Genomic DNA, 18,358 nt, shown 5'->3' with positions numbered 1-18,358 from the left:
CCAGCGTAAAGCGTTAGTCGGCATACAACTCAGCAAATAAATAGACTAAACATAAGCTGTTTAAGGGCATCACAGGATTAGTCCAAATCATCCGGCTATGTCGCCCAGCCTCGCCAAACACTTGCAGTAGCAAATCAGAAGCACCATCTAATGCTTGTGGATGCTCACCACAGAATTCGTGGACACTTAATACCCCCTCCAAACGATAAATTTGCTTGATCCGCGACAACTCACCGCACGCCTGTTTAAGCTGAGCAATAGCATTGAGCGCCGCAAGCCGGCAGGCCGCATAACCTTCAAGCAAGGTATGGTCGCGCCCAAGCTGCCCTTTATACATCAGCTCACCATTTAAGTAAGGAAACTGCCCAGAGGTCATCAGTTGCGAGCCAACAATCACATAGGGTTCATAATGCCCCAGGGCATTGGCGACTTCGGGCAAAGCAATCCCAGCCTCTGCAAGCCTAGTCTCTGGTGTACAATGATTAGGCTTGCTCATAGTGTGGCCTTCTTTATCATCTGCGTTAACAGTGGCGTAAGCCAAGCCGTCAATACTGCGGGATTGTTCGTTAAAAACTGTGATGCAACTTGATCTTCGCTTAATCCTAAACGGTTCACACCATAATCTAACTCGGCAACAATTTGATTAGACAGTGTTATGTTATCTAACACGGTAATTTGTTCAGGAGTAAAGTGCTCGATTAACTTATCCTCCCTTGCGAGCAATACGGCTCTGTCTTTGCCCCCAAGCAATCCCTTAACATCCTTAAGCTCACGAATTGCATATTGGTGATGTAAAAATTGTGGATGCCAGAGTGGCACAACGACCCACTCTTTTACCGACACAGCTGACTCAAATGCCGCGACGCAATCAGCTTGAGTACCCGTTCTAAACTGATAGCCCGCTGCGGTTAATTGGTATTCACGCATGATATTTTTAGAGAAACGGGTAATACCCGCCCCCTCACCAATACCTTGAATCATCGGCCGCATCCGTTGTTTTACCTCAGGTTTTAGCAGATCTTCGATGCGAGAAATCGCATCCTCTGGTACATAATCTGGTACTCCCCAGAGTGCGTACGGCTCATAATGTAGTCCCAATTCTCGCGTTGCGACCTGGGTCTCAACATCCTGCTGATAAACGCCATGACTGTGAGGCAACCAAGCTGAGCTCAACAAATCTATCTGCCCAAGCTTGAGCCGATGAAAATTTGCCTCGTGCAACGCATAACTTATTTCAACTTGTTTGCCCATTAACCGCATTACGTGGGCAACAACTGCCGCCGTTACTCGATGAAAACTTAGATCTGTAACGCCTAACTGGATCAGTTGCCCTGAGGCCTGCATCTGAGGCTTTTGACCATGTTCATATTGATTTTCTTGATTGATATTCGGTAAATTCATCGCTATCGCTCCGAGGCTTAATAAACTAGATGAGGCCATGCTGCCGACACTTAGTGCCTGTAATAATTGTCGACGCTTTGGGTCGATTGCTGTCATTTATACCAATCACATTAAATATCTAATCAGTTCAGAGCCTCACAGGCATCTCAATCCAAGGCGCATTGACGAAGAAATGGTTATTCCCTTTTAAGTCAATGTAACACGGGAGTGAGATGCCTGTGAGGCTCCCGCAGGGCGGGGTTGAACGGGCTTTATACTGCGTTTAAGGCTTTCGACAGAGCACCACTATGCCTTCAACCCTTCGCCTTGTCTAAAGCCCGTTTAACTCCCGCTGAATGAACAGATATTTAATACGATTGGTATTAGACTTCATCCTCAGGTAGAATCGCGAGCCTTTCCATTGCAATCCCGACCACAGCATTATCCCTAGAGTAAAGAAAAATCATTTCCACAGTGATACCGTTTGGATCTTCGATAAATAATTGATGCTCAAAAATTTCTGGAACAATTCGCTCCCTAAACGGGTATTTTAGTTGGCATAAATGCTGCTGCATTTGCGCAAGATCTGTCCCTCGAAACGATAAATGATCGACTCGACCAGAACCAAACTGGACTAGACTTTCTCCTAAATAGGCATCCAAGGCACGGCTACCAACCTCCACTAAATGCAGCACGGGTTTATCTGCCGCATAGAGCCAATGTCCAGGAAAGCCAAACCGAGGTCGCCATCCCAGTGTTAAACCCAACACATCTTGAAAAAACGCGACGGTTTCGGCCAACTTCGGGGTACGGATGGTAAAATGATCTAATCCAACAATGTTCATATGACTTTCTCCCTGTGAGTGTTAATTGCCAGGCACACCAGCAGCTAAGGGTTTAAAACGAAAGATATAATACGGCGGGTAGTTTTCTGCTTTGCCATGATTCAACGCCGCGGATAGAGGTAATTGTGCTGCGCCCGAATACAGGTAGCCGTCTTTGCCAAAGCTCACGCCATCGGGCCAAACCATACGCTCGTCATAGGCATAGGTTTGATACTGGCGCGTGTTCGCGGGGATGATGCCAATAGCACGCTCACCCACTTCGGTAAGGTAAAGATTATTAGCAGCATCAATGCTGAGGCCACCGTTGTTGGGTTTGTCGGCGTAGGCTTCCACCTTGGCAGATAAAGCTTGAGTGCTTAAATCCGGATTGAGCAAATCCTCCATTGCGACTCGGTAAACTTTGTCCTTGTTCATTGGTGCAAAGTAAAGCCAATGCTGAGCGCTATCTAAAGCGATACCATCAGCGCCAACATATACGTCAATTTGTTTAGGTTTGGCGCTGTGGCTATCGATAATAAGTGGCCGCTGCAAATCAGGCATCACACTGTTATCACCTTGCAATACCCGGCGACTCTTACCCGTGGTGAGATCGACTACGACTAACGCAGCTTTATCACCAATAGGACCCGTCGCAATGCCTTCGTCCGCGATGATGATGGCTTGATGGCGAGATGAAATCACAAAGTCATTGTGCTGTGACTCAGGGATCGATACGGGAAAAGGCAGATGAATAATCCGATCTAACTGATTTTTACGGGTATCCCACGCCACCAACTTAGGTTCGATTCGAGGCTCTGCTTGACCCGAGTCAAGCAGCCATACTTTATCTTGATTGTCGGTGCGCAGCCCTAAAACCCAATTCAAGCAGGTATCGGGATCTTTGGGTTTACCTTGAGGATCATGACATTGCTGCCAATCTGAGTTCGGAAAGGGAGTGACCTTACCGTTAGCCAGCAATTCCCCCACCTTGATATTAGGTTGATAGAAAGGATGGTAACTAAAGATAAGCCTATCGGTTGAGGTAAAACTAATGCCACCTACGGCACCATCGAGGCTGGCATAAACCTCAGGTTGAACTTGAGCAATGGCCTGTTGATCAGGCTGCTGTGCTATTACTTGTGATGCAACCAACACTTGGCTTACTAATAACAGATTAAGCACAAAGGTTTTATTGTAAGAACGTAATGCATATTTGTTCATTGGTTTAACCCTCTTTCGAACCAGCTAAGAAGGTCAAACTGGCTTCACCTAGTCTATGCTGCCACAGATAAAACCCAACTAAAGCGGGAGTAGCATTGGCATCTATCGGTAATTTGGCCACATCTAAAGCATGAACAGTCCACACATATCTATGCTCACGACCTTTAGGTGGGCAAGGTCCAAAAAATCCCGGCTTACCTAAATCCGTATTAGCTTCAACAGCACCAGCAGGCAATTCACCGCCATTGACACCACCGGCTAATATATTGATTTGTTTTGGAATGTTGTAGACCACACGATGCCAAAAACCACTGCCCGTTGGGGCATCTTTATCATAAAAAGTCATCGCAAAACTTTGGGTGCCCTTAGGGGCATTTTCCCAAGTTAAAGAAGGTGCGATATTTGCGCCTGAACAGCCAAAGTTATTCCAATAATAATCGGCAGGAATTAACTCGTTAGCTGTTAAATTACTTTTTAAGTTAAACGGGGTTTGCGAACTCTCTAATAAGGTTGTTTCAGTCGCGTTAGCTTCCGCATTAATACTGGCCATATTAAAAATAATCACTGTTGCCACTAGTGAATATTTAATCGAATAACCAATTGAAAATTTTTGCATAATAAGATCAACTCACAGTAAAAAGTGTCATGATGATTAAGCATAACCTGGCTCAAAATTTTGATAAGCCACGCTTTACTGATATGAGTTTCAAAAATTATTAGATAATCGCCATGGATGAATCCTTAAAAAATAGGTTATGCTGCTTTATCAGAGGCACTATTTAACGTATTCGGCCTAATGTTATCTGGGAATATAAACAGTTTTTATCAAAAACCTTTATAATTAATGGAGGATAAATCTATGGTATCAACCCGCTACCAACCTTGGTTTCCCCTTGAGCGCAGCCTAAGCCCTTATCCTCTGATTAACTGCCAACTCAATAACTTATCGTTAACACTTAGTTGGCAAGGACAAAGCGGCATGCCTCTAGCCATGGAAATTTATTTTCCAACTATCGCAGGGCTTCAAATCATTGATGAGTCCAGCTATCAAACCTATTGTCATCAACTCAATAATAACGAAACAGCATTCCCTTTAGAGCAAGAGTTAAATATTGATTTTATCAAGCGTGATGACTTTAGTTTGCCTTGGCCAGCATGGAAGTCGGTAAAAAATGCAAGGCTACATTGTTATGGGCAGTTAGGTGAGCATATTTATCAAAATTTATATAGTTATTATATTATTGGCCAAGAGACAGTTTATTTAATTGATACAGAATGCGAACCTGTAATTACTCAGTTATTGATTTAACTATCATTGCTTTGATCAATTTCAGCATATTACCCTTATGCTTACAGCCGTTTGTAACAGTAAGTAACATAATCGAAAGAAAGCCTGAGCACTGATCCGTTGCTAAATCAGTCATTTTGATTACACTAGCGTTCCAGTTATTTCACACCGAGCGCCAAAAACATGCCAGACTTTGCCTTACTTGCTGTTTTTATTCCGACTTTTTTCTTTGTTTCTATCACCCCCGGTATGTGTATGACACTTGCCATGACGCTTGGGATGAGCATTGGTGTGCGCCGTACCCTGTGGATGATGCTCGGCGAGCTTGTTGGGGTAGCCTTGGTCGCGACCGCTGCGGTCATGGGAGTGGCCAGCATTATGCTTAACTACCCTGAGGTTTTTCAGGTATTTAAATGGGTTGGTGGCATTTACTTAGGCTATATCGGCGTGCAGATGTGGCGCGCACGAGGCAAGATGGCCATGCTCAGCGATGATGACACTAACCCAAGAGCCAGTAACTTTACGCTGATTTCACAGGGGTTTATTACCGCCATTGCTAACCCTAAGGGTTGGGCGTTTATGGTGTCGCTATTACCGCCATTTATTAATGCCGAGCGCGAGGTTGCGCCGCAACTCCTAGCCCTACTTAGCATTATTATGGTGACAGAGTTTACTTCTATGTTGGCCTACGCCAGTGGCGGTAAGAGTCTGAGAATATTTTTAAGTCGTGGCGATAATATTCGTTGGCTAAATCGTATCGCCGGCAGCCTTATGATTGGCGTTGGCATCTGGTTAGCGGTGAGCTAGTTAAACATGCTGTCTTGAGTGATATGTGCTTAGTACATCACTCTTTTGTGTAAACCCATTCGCGTCGAGCCAACGTATTTGTTGACGCGACGCTCTACGTTTATGGTGGTTATTAGCCCTTTTTATAGGGCAACACCTCGCGCATCTGCTGCATATACACTTGCATTTGTGCAGCTTCCTCCTCGGTAAAATGCGCTATGGCTCGCTTAAAGTCGGGATGAGCAATATTGTGGTAAGAATAAAGCGCCACAGGCTCGAAGCCGCGCAGTACTTTATGTTCGCCCTGAGCGCCTGCATCAAAGATATCAATTCCGTGGGCGATACAGTATTCAATCCCCTGATAATAACAGGCCTCAAAGTGTAATCCCTCAAGCTCGACAGTACTGCCCCAGTAACGACCAAACAGACATGTCTGCCCTTGCTCGTTGCGGCCCGTAAAATACAGCGCGCCCGCTAACATCTGCCCTTTCGCGTCACTTACGACGAGCAAGACAATTTGCTCAGCCAACCGTTCGGCAATCATGTTAAAAAATGTTGGGGTTAAATAGCCACGATGGCCGGAGCGTTTAAGGTAGGTTAATTGATAACATTCAATAAAATGCTGCCATTGCTCACGGCTAATATCCGCTCCCGCGACAAACTCATATTGAAAACCATAGGGCTGTAGCTGGGCGCGCTCCTTAAGGATGTTTTTACGCTTACGGGAGGTGAGCGCCGCTAAAAACGCTTCAAAATCTTTATAGCCACGATTATGCCAATGGAACTGGGTACTTAAACGCTTAAGGGAAGTGTGATTAGATGCCTCTGCAAATAGCGCTTGCTGCGAAGACGAGACAAATAAACTATGCCAAGAAGACATAGGCGCATCCGCATTGGCTAATTGCTCATTTAAACACGTAAATACGACGCGACTTAGCTGCTGCGCTTCCTCTGCCAAAAGCGTAGGCGATAACCCCAACCGCCGCCCCTGCACCGGCGTAAACGGAATGGCATTTAACAATTTAGGATAATATTCAAGGCCATGGCGCTCATAGGCCTGCCCCCATGCCCAATCAAACACATATTCACCATAGGAGTGGGATTTTTGATAGAGCGGCATCAAAGCCAGTAGCGGTAAAGCCATAAAATCTGCAGCATCTTTTGGACTAATGATGATATCGGCCTCAAACTCTTGCGCAAATTCACTGCCAGTGGCGTCGTAAACACACAAATGATGTGGCCGCCAGCCCGTCGCGGCACAGGCCGACAAACTCTGCTCTAAGCTGAGGAAATAAGCATGCTGGCAAAAGGGATTGTCCTTCCCCATCAATCGATCCCAGCTGTTAGCGTCAATACTCTGCGCTGCGCTGGCAAAGGCCAATATCAGTTGTCTCATTCGTTGAATTCTTATCCGTTAAACACACTAAGCCAAGATCCAAGGTTGCAATTAAGCCTAATTCTCGGCACATTGCATAGTCAAAATGAAAATAAATTCAGGATTGAATATGCGCCGCGCAGTACCTTTTAGACCTCTTATTCTCGCCATCGCCATGGCACTGCCTTTGTTGTCATCGCCCACTCTCCATGCTGATGAGCCTTCGATTTTTAGCCAAATGGCCACGGCACAACCCGTATGGGCAAAACATGGTATGGTCGCCAGCCAAGAAATGTTGGCCAGTCGCACAGGGGTTGAGATCTTGAAACAAGGCGGTAATGCCGTCGATGCTGCGGTGGCGGTCGCATTCAGTTTAGCCGTCACTCTACCCCGCGCGGGCAATATTGGCGGCGGCGGATTTATGCTTGTCCATCTAGCCAAAGAAAATAAAACCATTGCCATCGATTACCGCGAAATGGCACCTTCGAAAGCGAAAAAAGATATTTTCCTCGATGAGAATGGCGATGCGGTGACTAAATTAAGCCGTGAGCATGGCCTGGCTGTCGGCGTACCCGGCACGGTAATGGGCATGAGTTTAGCCCTTGAAAAATATGGCACTATGACCATGGCGCAAGTCACTGCGCCCGCCATCAAAATGGCGCAGGAAGGGATTAGCGTTAGCCCAGATTTGGCGGTATCCCTTGCAGGTTTAAAACGCCGCATGAGCCAATGGCCAAGCACGGCGGCTATCTTCTATAAGGCCGACGGTAGCGACTACCAAGTAGATGATATTTTAAAGCAGCCAGAACTTGCCCACTCCCTGCAACTCATCGCCGAGAAAGGCACCAAAGGGTTCTATGAAGGTGAAACCGCAGAAAAGCTAGTTAAGGCCGTGCAAGACGCTGGCGGTATCATGACCTTAGAAGATCTAAAACACTACAAAGCCGTCGAGCGTGAACCCGTTCGCGGTCAATACCGTGGATATGAGGTGGTTTCTATGCCACCGCCGTCCTCAGGTGGCGTGCACATTATCGAAATGCTTAATGTGTTGCAGCAGTTCCCTATAGATCAATTTGGCCACAATACGGCGCAAACCATTCATGTGATGGCCGAAACCATGAAGCATGCCTACGCCGATCGCAGCGAGTATTTAGGCGATCCCGATTTTTATAAGGTGCCCGCCCAGCAGTTAACCGATAAGCATTACGCCCAAAAGATTGCCAGCCAAATTGCGCTAAACAAAACCACGCCTAGTACCGAAATCAAACCCGGTAATCTAGCACCCTATGAGAGTGACCAAACCACCCACTTCTCGGTGGTCGATAAATGGGGCAATGCGGTGTCTAACACTTACACCTTAAACTTTAGCTACGGCTCGGGTTTAGTTGCCAAAGGCACGGGGATTTTACTCAATAACGAAATGGATGATTTTTCCGCTAAACCCGGCACACCTAACGGTTATGGCCTAGTGGGTGGCGATGCCAACGCGGTGGAAGGTAATAAACGCCCGTTGAGTTCAATGAGCCCCACCATAGTGATGAAAGACGGCAAACCTTTCTTAGTGACGGGCAGCCCAGGCGGTTCACGCATCATTACCACCACGCTGCAAATCATTATGAATGTGATTGATCACGGCTTAAACATTGCCGAAGCCAGCAATGCCGCGCGGGTACACCACCAATGGCTCCCCGATGAGCTTAGGGTCGAAACCAGCCTGAACCGCGATACTATTTCGTTACTCGAAGCCAAAGGGCATAAGGTGAAAGTACAATCGGCCATGGGCAGCACTCAATCCATTATGGTGACTGACCAAGGGATTTTTGGTGCCACCGATCCCCGTCATTCGGGTAGCGAAGCCGTCGGTTACTAATCACTGATTGGCATACAAGCGCTATGTAAATGGTATGGATAGGAGTGATAAGGCTAATTGCCAAGCAGCTCGATATTGAGCATTCAAGCTAAGCCGCGATATAGAATCGTTCAGGAAGAGTTAGCCGGTTCAACAAGCCCTGCTATACACCACTGTATACGCAGGGCTTTTTACTCTTTGAGATAAAAGCCTAGCCCAGTCACACCATTCAGTCTTTACCATCTTCGACCGCGCTACGGTCGAGATATCAAGATGATAATACCGCTATCCCAACACGAAACTGTAAGCAGAACAGATGCTAAGCTATCAAACAGGTAAAGTGAGTTTAGCTTTAACGTGGTTTACTCAATGAAAAAGATAAAATGTAACTGAATGTCTTTCTGGAGGGGAATGGATTGACTCAGCATTAACTCGCTCTATAGTATCCAGCTCTAACATACAAATTGAAAAGGAATTTATTGTGTCAATAGTATCGCTGATTTTGCTATTGCTCTTAGCTAGCATGATGTTTTTCGGTATGTTGAGTTATTCGCTCGGTCGCAAAAAGACCACGAACCCTAAGCTCACAGGGATGCTAGGCGCAGTATTGGGATTGTTTCCGTTATTAGGTGTTATTTTTTTGATTGTCTTAGTGCTAAAAGCCGACATCACAACCCCAAGCATGCCCCAAGGATAATAGCCTGCTCTAGCTAAAATGCGGTTAACCGACCTAGATTTATTTCAACAGTTAATTTAGAGCGAACATATAGCCGCAATACGCTTTTAGTCAGTAGCACTCATCAGGAGACTGTTGGGATTGTGTTAGTTTCAACTGTCATTTTCAGATGTCGATTCTAAAGAAGATACTTGACTCGCTTTGGGACAAAAACATGGTAGATTTTGAATCTCTAATTTTTGAGTTTCGGATTATAACCTCTATGGAGATAATGCCTTGCTAATGGGCTGCCAAAACACCATGTAGGCTGCTCTTTTTATTGCCGGAACGAAATTTAGCCGCTTGTTATATTAACCCCTTGCTGTTTAACACAACTACTTGCTCAAATGTGGCAAACATTTTTAGTAATACCTGTTCATCGGGGAAATTTGAGCATCCCAAATTATGGGCTACTGTTAACTCCGTCTCTTGAAGCTGAACACCAATAGATACTGTCGGATGGTCTGTTTCATATGAACCACACTTGAATGTTGCCCCCTCTGAATTGGATTTTCCGTAATATCCAATTCGAGACAATTTGAGAAAGTTATTGTTATCAACCAAGTTGATTAAACTTTTGAATGTACCTGCCTCAAGAGCGCCCCTATAAGCTCCCATTTTTTTTACGTGAGCCCTACCAATAAACACAAAGTTATCATCAGGAAAAATATAAAAATCATAAATTGGACAAGTGCCGTAACAAGCACCACGGCTGAAAGGTACAACTTGTGCTTTGGTCGGAGAATCTGCAACCATCCTCTCTATTTTTGGCTGCCATTGCTCTGTATCAGAGCACCCAAACAATAGAGTCAAAACTACTAAATAGATTACCTTTTTGATGATAGGTCTCTCCGATGATAATTGGTTAATTTAACGCCCGCAGCACGTGCGGTTTTGTAGAGAAAGCTAAGTCGCAACGCAAAACCATCGCGGAACCTGCGATGTTAAGAGCTGAAGTACGCACGAGCCTTCTCATTAATGAAAAGGTAGCTAATGATTGCACATGATAGTACAACCCCAAACAGCGCTAGTACTAGCTGCAGCCGTACGAGGTAGGGCGCAACCAGCACCGATACTAGAATTAGAGTATAAAGTTGCCGTGAATATGGCCAGCGCTTAAGAATTTGCACACCAACTACAGGCAGAGCTAGGCCAACAGCTGGCAGCATACCTAACCCTCTTGACCAGAGCTCGGATGACTCCATTACCTCACCATTAACCATTATCGGCATATCAGGGATTACAACAGCCAAAAAGAAGACAAAGCAGATCAGGGCATGGACAGTTATGAATTTTAGCAGCGTCGGCATTTCTCGAAACGCTTGATACATTATAGGCCTCTTAATGCTTGTTTATGTTTGAACGCAGTGAATCCGGCAAGCTTTGTTTGCGAAGATAAAAACACTTGTTATAGGCACTTTTCGCCATGTCTATCATAGGGATAAGACTGGAGTTCGGAGCAAGTGCTACCATAACACTTAACAATAAAGTTTATGCATCGGCCACCGCCTTTATACATAAAAGAGAAGTCAGCAATATCTCTATTTTGAGAGATTGAAACTTCTAGATTTTCATTCGGAAGGTTGTGACCATTTAGATATTTAACCACGGTAGCCATAGCTTGCTCTCGCATTTCTGATGTCAATTATTGAGGCTCATTTGAACATCCAAATATGAGAAATATAGTGGAGAGTAAAAGGCCTACTCGATTCATAATGTGCCTATTAATGCTTGCATTTGCGCTTAGTTTGAAGCGCAACGGAAAACCAATCCGACAACATGCGCTAGTTATCCTTGCCAACCAGAGCATATACGCTCAATTAATAGAGTTATCCTAAATCACCTTCCCTATCTCAGTAAATAAGCCTAAACCCAATCAACTCAATTATTCTCTGCAGATAGTTAAACGGCGAAGCGCAAATATGCCCAGTAGCGAAAGGATTAATAGGGATAAACTGCCACCGCCGCTATAACCTTGTTTATGTTCAATGGTCGCAATATGTTCTTCTTTTACGCGGGTTTTAAAGCGGGCTAATTCGGCGTCTAAGTTAGTGATCATATCGTTTACCGCTAGTTCAAAGCCTTCGGCGGATTTTTCACGTAACACGTTTGTGACGCTCACCGCGGTTGAAGTATCAGTAAGTTGGTTGATGCCGGGCGCCCTAAACAGCATCTTTTGGCTGCGCATATCAAATACGGCGGTATCGACAAAGGTTTGGATCGCGTTTTCATTGCCGGGAACCATATACATGCCGACTATGGTCCAATACAGCAGTGACGCCTTATTCTCGCTGCTTTGTAACAGTTGATCGTAAGACACCAGTGCCATCACATCGACATCGTGTAAGCGGGCGACCTGCTGCAAGGTACTAAAACCTTTGCCATTTTTAAGGTAAGTGCTGGGGATTAATTCGATACGATCAATAAAGTCATATTTAACAAAGGATTGTTTCACTTTATCCAGCAATGCGATTTGCGAGCTGCTATCGAGGGCTTCGAATTGCCAATGGGTGGAAGGTAAAAAGGCGATGCCAACCGTGATGGGAAGACGCAAAACCGGAATACTGGGTTGCTGAGCCTCGCGTTGTTTATCATCGGGATAGATATATTCAACCAGACTGCTGGAAACTACGTTTTTTTCAGTGGTGTTACCGTTAAAAAAAGCACTGCAACCACCAAGCAAGATGCTAATCGATGCCAGCGCACCCACAAGCGCTATGAATTTTGTCTTCATTTGTTTCCCTACCGTATCCTTACTGCGCACAGGCCATGCAACCCGTGCATATTGCCGCTACCTTAGCGAGTCACTGCTGTAAAAACAAGCCGTTAACTTCACATATCGCGCTTTTGTTTGGCTTTTTAAATGCTTAGAAACAACAAAGCCGCATCGGAATGCGGCTTTGACTTAGATAAAGACGACAATCAGTCGCGCAAATTCATCTACTTAGGCGTATTTACGCACTTTTTTCAACGCGATTTGCTGCTTTAAGGTCGATAAATGTTCGATAAACACTTTACCATGTAAATGGTCGATTTCATGTTGTAAAACAATGGCTAAAAAGTCATCGGTTTCGATTTCAATCGCTTTGCCCTGTCTGTCTAAGGCGGTGACTTTAACCTTTTCAAAACGGCTCACTTTGGCGCGGTAACCTGGGATAGAAAGACAGCCTTCTTCACCCACGTATTCACCTGACTTCTCAACAATCTCTGGATTAATCAGCACTAAGGGTTGATCGCGATTTTCGGATAAATCGATCACAATCACCGCATCTGTGCTGCCCACTTGGGTCGAGGCCAGACCGATACCATCGTCGGTGTGGTACATGGTTTCGATTAAATCGTCGATAAATCCCTGAATCGCTTCAATGTCTTTTACGGGTTGTGCTTTGCGCTTTAGACGCTCATCGGGAATTGTCAGAATATCGAGTACAGCCATGCCTGTTTCATCTCTTAGTGAGTCAAAAAATTTGGCGCTATTATGAACTATTCCTGTGTTTTCTCAATATTCAAAACTAAATAGTTTAATAAAAATCATTACAATCGATTTTTTAGATTTAAATTGCAGCAGTATCAACCGTCCTCTGTTTCACTTAAGCGGAAATTAACGCTACACTGGCTCACCTCTTTCATGGTTTTATTTGGCATCATCATGCGGTTTGCAAAAGATAAATCCCCACTTTATCGCTACTTAGAGCAAGATAAGGCCATTACGCCAGACGAAACAAACAGCACACAAGAGACACAAAACACCCTCTCGCCGATGGCGAAGATTTGGCATATTGTCGCGATGATCCCACCAGGCAAAGTCAGCAGTTATGGCAAAGTGGCCGATTTTGCCGGTTTACCCGGGCGCGCCCGCTATGTGTCAAAGGCGCTCAAATCAGCCCCCGAACATTTGTCACTTCCTTGGCATAGAGTACTCAACAGCCAAGGGAAAATTTCCTTCGAAAAGCATTCAGTCTCCTTTCAGGAACAGATGGAATTATTGCGTATTGAAGGCGTTACAGTGAACTGTGGCAAAGTAGACTTGTCTGAGTTTGAGTGGCAACCGGATATGGCAACCTTAGTGATGTCAATCCCCTTCTAGTTTAATATATTGATCTATAAACTGTTTACACCCGATATGGCCTCAGCTATAAACAATTAAGCTTGGCAGTTCAGCCAATGAGATAAGCGGTGTTAGCCGAAATCTGTTTGCGATATAAAGGAGCATTAATTGCGCACAATTCCAACGTTATTCGTGAGTCTCGCACTCACCCACAGCGTATTTGCGATGGCGGCGCCAACGCCTTTAACGCCTCAAACTGCTGAATATCAAGTTAATTATGGTGATATTGAGTTGGGTAAGGCCAAGTATCAACTGCCCGCCATGGAGGATGGGATCTACAAATATCGCTTCGACAGCGATCTTAGCCTGTTATTACTCACCGATGTGCGCCATGTGCTGAGTGAATTTGCTCAGGATGGCAATCAATTATTACCCCTACGCTATTTGCATGAGCGCCAAGGTGTCGGCCCGAATTTTATCGAGCAAACCGCCTTTGCCAAGGGACAAGGGATGATCCACACCCGTTATAAGGATGAAAAAGGTAAATTCCCCTTCGAAGGCGATATTTTCGATCCGTTAATGGTGCAGCTGCAGTTTCGTCTAGATATCAGCGCTGGTAAAGAAGTTCTTGATTATAAGATGATTAAATCTAACGAACTCGATGAGTATAAGTTCCATGTGATAGGTAAGGAACGGATGACAATTGAGAGCGGCAGTTACGATACAGTCAAAATTGAGGTCGTGCGGGACAATAATAAACGCCAAACCTTCTTCTGGATGGCGCCGGATTTAGCCTACCTCCCCGTTCGTCTAACGCACTTTGAAAAAGGCAGTAAACAGTTGGATATCAAACTGCTGAATTATCATTTCGACGATGTGCCAGTTGAAGCCGTACCCGCAGCCGTTGAAGCCGCTACCGTTGAAAAAGATGTTGCGACGGAGCAGAAAGTACCTAAACTCCTCGGCACAGGCGCGAATTAAGTCTGATATACCGTTATCGCTGGTGTAAGACGGATTGAGTGCTGTTGCTAAGATGCCGTAACAGCGCAGCACATAACACAAAAGGCCGAACGTGAGTGACTCCGTTTGGCCTTTTTGTTTCTGATTTAATTCCGTCAAAGTGGAATGACTACGACAGCACCCCAATTACAAATCGATAAGCAGCTCACCTAAGCGGAACAACTTCCAATTGCCAGGCTGCATCACCTGCCAGTCTTCGTTTTCGGTAAGCGGCCGAGTGGCAATGACAGTCACTACATCGTGTGGCGTGGTTTCTTTATCAAAATCAATCACGACATCGGTATCAATTAATTTTGCCTTGCCAAACGGCGCCCTGCGGGTGATGTAACACAGATTATTACTGCAATAGCTTATCAAGTATTCACCATCGCTGAGGATCATATTAAACACCCCAAGGGCGCGGATTTGTTCGGCAAGCGTAGCCACAAATCGAAACACCGCTTGCATATCCTCTGGGCGGCGGTCGCCAAACTTGGCCGCGACTTGCTCCAATATCCAGCAAAAAGCTAGCTCGCTGTCGGTATCACCAACACTCTGATAACGGGACACCTGAAACTTCGCCTGATAGTCGCTTAACTGACCATTATGGGCATAGGTCCAATAACGGCCCCACAACTCACGGGTAAAAGGATGAGTATTTTCAAGGGAAACACAACCACGATTGGCCTGACGAATATGGCTTATCACCACTTCGCTTTTAATCGGATAGGATTTGATTAATTTTGCAATGTGCGACTCACTACTTGGGCAGGCATCTTTAAACGTACGGCTACCACGGCCCTCATAGAAAGTGATCCCCCAACCGTCGACATGGGGCCCAGTGACGCCACCACGCTGTGCTAAACCCGTAAAACTAAACACTATATCGGTCGGCACATTGGCGCTCATCGCCAGTAACTCACACATATTTCTCGCCTTTCTCAATCCAAATATCCACGGTTTTGCATTGTAACTAGTTGATGACATTTGTGGAATGATCAAAGGTGACAAAAAATTTAAACAATTGTTTGAAAAATACTTGTATTAAAACTGCCTTAGGTTTAACTTTTATGCGACACAGGTCAGACCACAAACTATAATTGTGATCGCAATCAACAAAACTCGTTATGACCTGTGATTGGCACTCGGTCATACTTAAGGAGAAATACAGTGACTACCCTACTTTGGATCATCGCCATGATCTTAGTGCTAGGAGCCCTAGCTTACCTTCGGGTATCTTTGCTCACTGCCACTATTGCAGCCGCTGTTGTGATGACAGCCGGATGGACACTCGATGTTGTTGGCCCTATCTCTTGGATTATCTTCCTCGTGATCGCGCTGCCCCTCAATATCAGTGCATTTAGACAAAATGTTATCAGTCGCCCACTGATGAAGATGTACCGAGGCATCATGCCCGAAATGTCTTCTACCGAAAAAGAAGCGATTGAAGCAGGTACCACTTGGTGGGAAGCCGATCTGTTTGCGGGTAACCCAAACTGGAAAAAACTCCACAATTACCCTGTCGCTCGTTTAAGTGCCGATGAGCAAGCCTTCTTAGACGGTCCAGTTGAAGAAGTGTGCCGCATGGTGAACCAACACCAAGTATCACATCAACTGGCTGATTTGCCTGCTGAAGTATGGCAATACCTGAAAGATCACGGCTTCTTCGCCATGATCATCAAGAAAAAATACGGCGGTTTAGAGTACTCAGCCTACGCCCAATCACGCGTGCTACAAAAGCTTGCTGGTTTAAGCAGCGAGCTGGCATCTACTGTAGGTGTGCCTAACTCCTTAGGCCCTGGCGAACTGTTACAACACTATGGTACGCCTGAGCAGCAAAACCATTACCTGCCGCGTTTAGCCAAAGGTTTAGAAGTCCCTTGTTTCGCATTAACTAGCCCAGAGGCTGGTAGCGACGCGGGTTCTATCCCTGACTTTGGTATCGTGTGTAAAGGTCAATGGGAAGGCGAAGAAGTCTTAGGTATGCGCTTAACCTGGAACAAGCGTTATATCACCCTAGCGCCAGTTGCGACTGTATTAGGTCTGGCGTTTAAACTGCGTGACCCTGATCACCTGTTAGGCGATAAAGAAGAGCTGGGCATTACCTGTGCGCTGATCCCAACTGACGTTGAAGGCGTTGAAACGGGTCGTCGTCACTTCCCGCTGAACTGTATGTTCCAAAACGGTCCTACTCGCGGTAAAGACGTATTCGTACCTTTAAGCTTTATCATCGGTGGTCCGAAAATGGCTGGCCAAGGCTGGCGTATGTTGGTTGAGTGTTTGTCTGTTGGCCGTGGTATCACGCTACCATCAAACTCTGCCGGTGGCGTGAAAACAGCCGCGCTTGCAACGGGTGCCTATGCACGTATTCGTCGTCAATTCAAACTGCCGATTGGTAAGTTAGAAGGGATTGAAGAGCCAATGGCACGCATCGGTGGTAACGCCTACCTGATGGATGCAGTGACCTCATTAACTACCACAGGTATCGACTTAGGTGAAAAACCTTCGGTTATCTCGGCTATCGTGAAATATCACCTGACCGATCGTATGCAGAAATGCGTTATCGACGCCATGGATATCCACGGTGGTAAAGGTGTGTGTTTAGGCCCTAACAACTACTTAGGCCGTGGCTATCAAGCGGCTCCGATTGCGATTACCGTTGAAGGCGCAAACATCCTGACACGTTCGATGATCATCTATGGTCAAGGTGCAATCCGTTGTCATCCTTATGTATTGGCCGAAATGGAGTCAGCGTTTGACACTGAGTCTGGCCAAGGTTTAGCCAACTTCGATGCGGCCATCTTCGGTCACATTGGTTTTGCGACCAGTAACTTTGTCCGTAGCTTCTGGTTAGGTCTGACATCAAGCCGTTTCTCTAACGCGCCTTACTCAGATAAAACCAAGCGTTATTATCAACATATGAACCGTTTCAGTGCCAACTTAGCCCTGCTTTCAGACTTAGCCATGGCAACCTTAGGCGGTAACTTAAAACGTAAAGAGCGTATTTCTGCCCGCTTAGGCGATCTGTTAAGCCAGTTATACCTCGCTTCTGCGACTTTAAAACGTTACCAAGATGAAGGCCGTCAAACCGACGATCTGCCACTGGTACAATGGGCGGTTGAAGATGCACTGTACAAGTTACAGGCTTCATTAGACGATTTACTGGATAATTTCCCTATGGGTCTAGGCGGCGTACTACGCGCCATCATGTTCCCATTCGGCCGTCCACTAAAACGTCCAAGCGATGTGTTAGACCATAAAGTAGCTAAGATCATGCAAACCCCTTGTGAAAGCCGTGATCGTTTAGGTAAAGGCCAATTCTGGACTAACTCTGAGCACAATGCTGTGGGTATCCAAGAGCAAACGTTGAAGGATATTCTGGCTGCCGAACCTTTATTCGATAAAGTCTGTAAGGCCAGTGGCAAGCGTTTACCTTTCATGTGGTTAGATAAAGTCGCCGCTGAAGGTAAAGCCTTAGGTGTATTGAGTGACAGCGAAGTACAACTGTTGGAACGTGCCGAAATCGGCCGTATGAAGTCTATCAATGTGGATGACTTTGACCCAGCAGAGCTGCGCCCTGAAGTCGTCGCAACGACATCACAGGAACGCGCCGCTTAATCGCTAAGCTGTACTGCTAAGCCCCTCTTAATAAACAAAAAGGCACTACATAGTAGTGCCTTTTTTATTGTCATCCCAAAACCACCGCCTCTGGCGGTGGTGATTGTCCCTTAAGGCTATAGCCTGAATAACGCCCATGTTAAAAGAGACCTTCTTATTCACCACAAGTAAGAGGAAACGAGAAACATGGGCGATTACAGAAGTTCATCACATGTTTACTTTCGTCTCACTTAACAGGCTTATCTCTTCGCAAAT

The 18,358-nt window shown here is 45.6% G+C and carries 17 protein-coding genes; 7 read left to right on the top strand and 10 right to left on the bottom strand.

Annotation, left to right across the window (positions count from 1 at the left end; genetic code table 11):
- Positions 1-13 precede the first annotated feature (13 nt).
- From ACUZ8J_RS08655 to ACUZ8J_RS08635, 5 genes are all read right to left on the bottom strand, one after another.
- Positions 14-496 carry an Atu1372/SO_1960 family protein gene (locus tag ACUZ8J_RS08655; protein WP_446693586.1) on the bottom strand — a complete coding sequence of 161 codons (483 nt, stop codon included), beginning with the start codon at positions 494-496 and terminating at the stop codon, positions 14-16.
- A complete protein-coding gene (locus ACUZ8J_RS08650; RefSeq protein WP_446693585.1) occupies positions 493-1,497 on the bottom strand; it encodes a glycine betaine ABC transporter substrate-binding protein in 1,005 nt (334 codons plus the stop codon). Before ACUZ8J_RS08650 ends, ACUZ8J_RS08655 begins: the two co-directional genes overlap by 4 nt.
- Positions 1,498-1,763: 266 nt before the next feature.
- Positions 1,764-2,225 carry a VOC family protein gene (locus tag ACUZ8J_RS08645; RefSeq protein WP_446693584.1) on the bottom strand — a complete coding sequence of 154 codons (462 nt, stop codon included), beginning with the start codon at positions 2,223-2,225 and terminating at the stop codon, positions 1,764-1,766.
- Between the two features lie 21 nt (positions 2,226-2,246).
- A complete protein-coding gene (locus tag ACUZ8J_RS08640) occupies positions 2,247-3,425 on the bottom strand; it encodes an L-dopachrome tautomerase-related protein (protein ID WP_446693583.1) in 1,179 nt (392 codons plus the stop codon).
- A 4-nt stretch (positions 3,426-3,429) separates the two neighbouring features.
- Positions 3,430-4,041 (bottom strand): YbhB/YbcL family Raf kinase inhibitor-like protein, encoded by a 612-nt coding sequence (locus tag ACUZ8J_RS08635; protein WP_446693582.1) that lies wholly within the window; start codon positions 4,039-4,041, stop codon positions 3,430-3,432.
- 243 nt (positions 4,042-4,284) lie between these two features.
- On the opposite strand from ACUZ8J_RS08635, the gene ACUZ8J_RS08630 reads away from it, so the two are divergent.
- Positions 4,285-4,734 carry a hypothetical protein gene (locus ACUZ8J_RS08630; protein WP_446693581.1) on the top strand — a complete coding sequence of 150 codons (450 nt, stop codon included), beginning with the start codon at positions 4,285-4,287 and terminating at the stop codon, positions 4,732-4,734.
- Between the two features lie 162 nt (positions 4,735-4,896).
- Positions 4,897-5,520: a LysE family translocator gene (locus ACUZ8J_RS08625; RefSeq protein WP_011626464.1), complete on the top strand. Its 624-nt coding sequence runs from the start codon at positions 4,897-4,899 to the stop codon at positions 5,518-5,520.
- A 112-nt stretch (positions 5,521-5,632) separates the two neighbouring features.
- Here the strand turns inward: ACUZ8J_RS08625 and ACUZ8J_RS08620 are convergent, their stop codons facing one another.
- Entirely contained in the window at positions 5,633-6,895 is a 1,263-nt protein-coding gene (locus ACUZ8J_RS08620; RefSeq protein WP_446693580.1) for a GNAT family N-acetyltransferase, read from the bottom strand.
- A 109-nt stretch (positions 6,896-7,004) separates the two neighbouring features.
- On the opposite strand from ACUZ8J_RS08620, the gene ggt reads away from it, so the two are divergent.
- Positions 7,005-8,744: a gamma-glutamyltransferase gene (gene ggt, locus ACUZ8J_RS08615; protein WP_446693579.1), complete on the top strand. Its 1,740-nt coding sequence runs from the start codon at positions 7,005-7,007 to the stop codon at positions 8,742-8,744.
- Between the two features lie 460 nt (positions 8,745-9,204).
- Complete coding sequence (locus ACUZ8J_RS08610) at positions 9,205-9,420, top strand: hypothetical protein (RefSeq protein ID WP_041416880.1); 216 nt, start codon at positions 9,205-9,207, stop codon at positions 9,418-9,420.
- Between the two features lie 324 nt (positions 9,421-9,744).
- On the opposite strand, the gene ACUZ8J_RS08605 is transcribed toward ACUZ8J_RS08610, so the two are convergent.
- The 3 genes from ACUZ8J_RS08605 to def form a co-directional block, all read right to left on the bottom strand.
- Positions 9,745-10,194, bottom strand: coding sequence for a DUF6438 domain-containing protein (locus tag ACUZ8J_RS08605; RefSeq protein WP_446693578.1), 450 nt, complete (start codon positions 10,192-10,194; stop codon positions 9,745-9,747).
- A 1,129-nt stretch (positions 10,195-11,323) separates the two neighbouring features.
- The gene (gene rhlP, locus ACUZ8J_RS08600; RefSeq protein ID WP_446693577.1) at positions 11,324-12,172 is read right to left on the bottom strand and encodes a rhombotarget lipoprotein; all 849 of its coding nucleotides are present in this window, start codon (positions 12,170-12,172) and stop codon (positions 11,324-11,326) included.
- Between the two features lie 210 nt (positions 12,173-12,382).
- Complete coding sequence (gene def, locus ACUZ8J_RS08595) at positions 12,383-12,874, bottom strand: peptide deformylase (protein ID WP_011626351.1); 492 nt, start codon at positions 12,872-12,874, stop codon at positions 12,383-12,385.
- 210 nt (positions 12,875-13,084) lie between these two features.
- Between def and ACUZ8J_RS08590 the strand changes: the two genes are divergently transcribed.
- Together ACUZ8J_RS08590 and ACUZ8J_RS08585 are read left to right on the top strand one after the other, a co-directional pair.
- Entirely contained in the window at positions 13,085-13,525 is a 441-nt protein-coding gene (locus ACUZ8J_RS08590) for an MGMT family protein (protein ID WP_109286028.1), read from the top strand.
- Positions 13,526-13,654: 129 nt separating this feature from the next.
- The gene (locus ACUZ8J_RS08585) at positions 13,655-14,467 is read left to right on the top strand and encodes a DUF3108 domain-containing protein (protein ID WP_446693576.1); all 813 of its coding nucleotides are present in this window, start codon (positions 13,655-13,657) and stop codon (positions 14,465-14,467) included.
- 165 nt (positions 14,468-14,632) lie between these two features.
- On the opposite strand, the gene ACUZ8J_RS08580 is transcribed toward ACUZ8J_RS08585, so the two are convergent.
- Positions 14,633-15,412 carry a class II glutamine amidotransferase gene (locus tag ACUZ8J_RS08580; protein WP_446693575.1) on the bottom strand — a complete coding sequence of 260 codons (780 nt, stop codon included), beginning with the start codon at positions 15,410-15,412 and terminating at the stop codon, positions 14,633-14,635.
- A gap of 243 nt (positions 15,413-15,655) precedes the next feature.
- Here ACUZ8J_RS08580 and fadE point away from each other — a divergent pair, with 243 nt between their 5' ends.
- Entirely contained in the window at positions 15,656-18,103 is a 2,448-nt protein-coding gene (fadE, locus tag ACUZ8J_RS08575) for an acyl-CoA dehydrogenase FadE (protein WP_248968403.1), read from the top strand.
- The last annotated feature ends 255 nt before the right edge of the window (positions 18,104-18,358 follow it).

This window comes from Shewanella sp. Koi 1, from assembly GCF_052907445.1.
The sequence above is the reverse complement of the archived record's forward strand: the minus strand, read 5'-3'. Positions and strand labels throughout refer to the sequence as shown.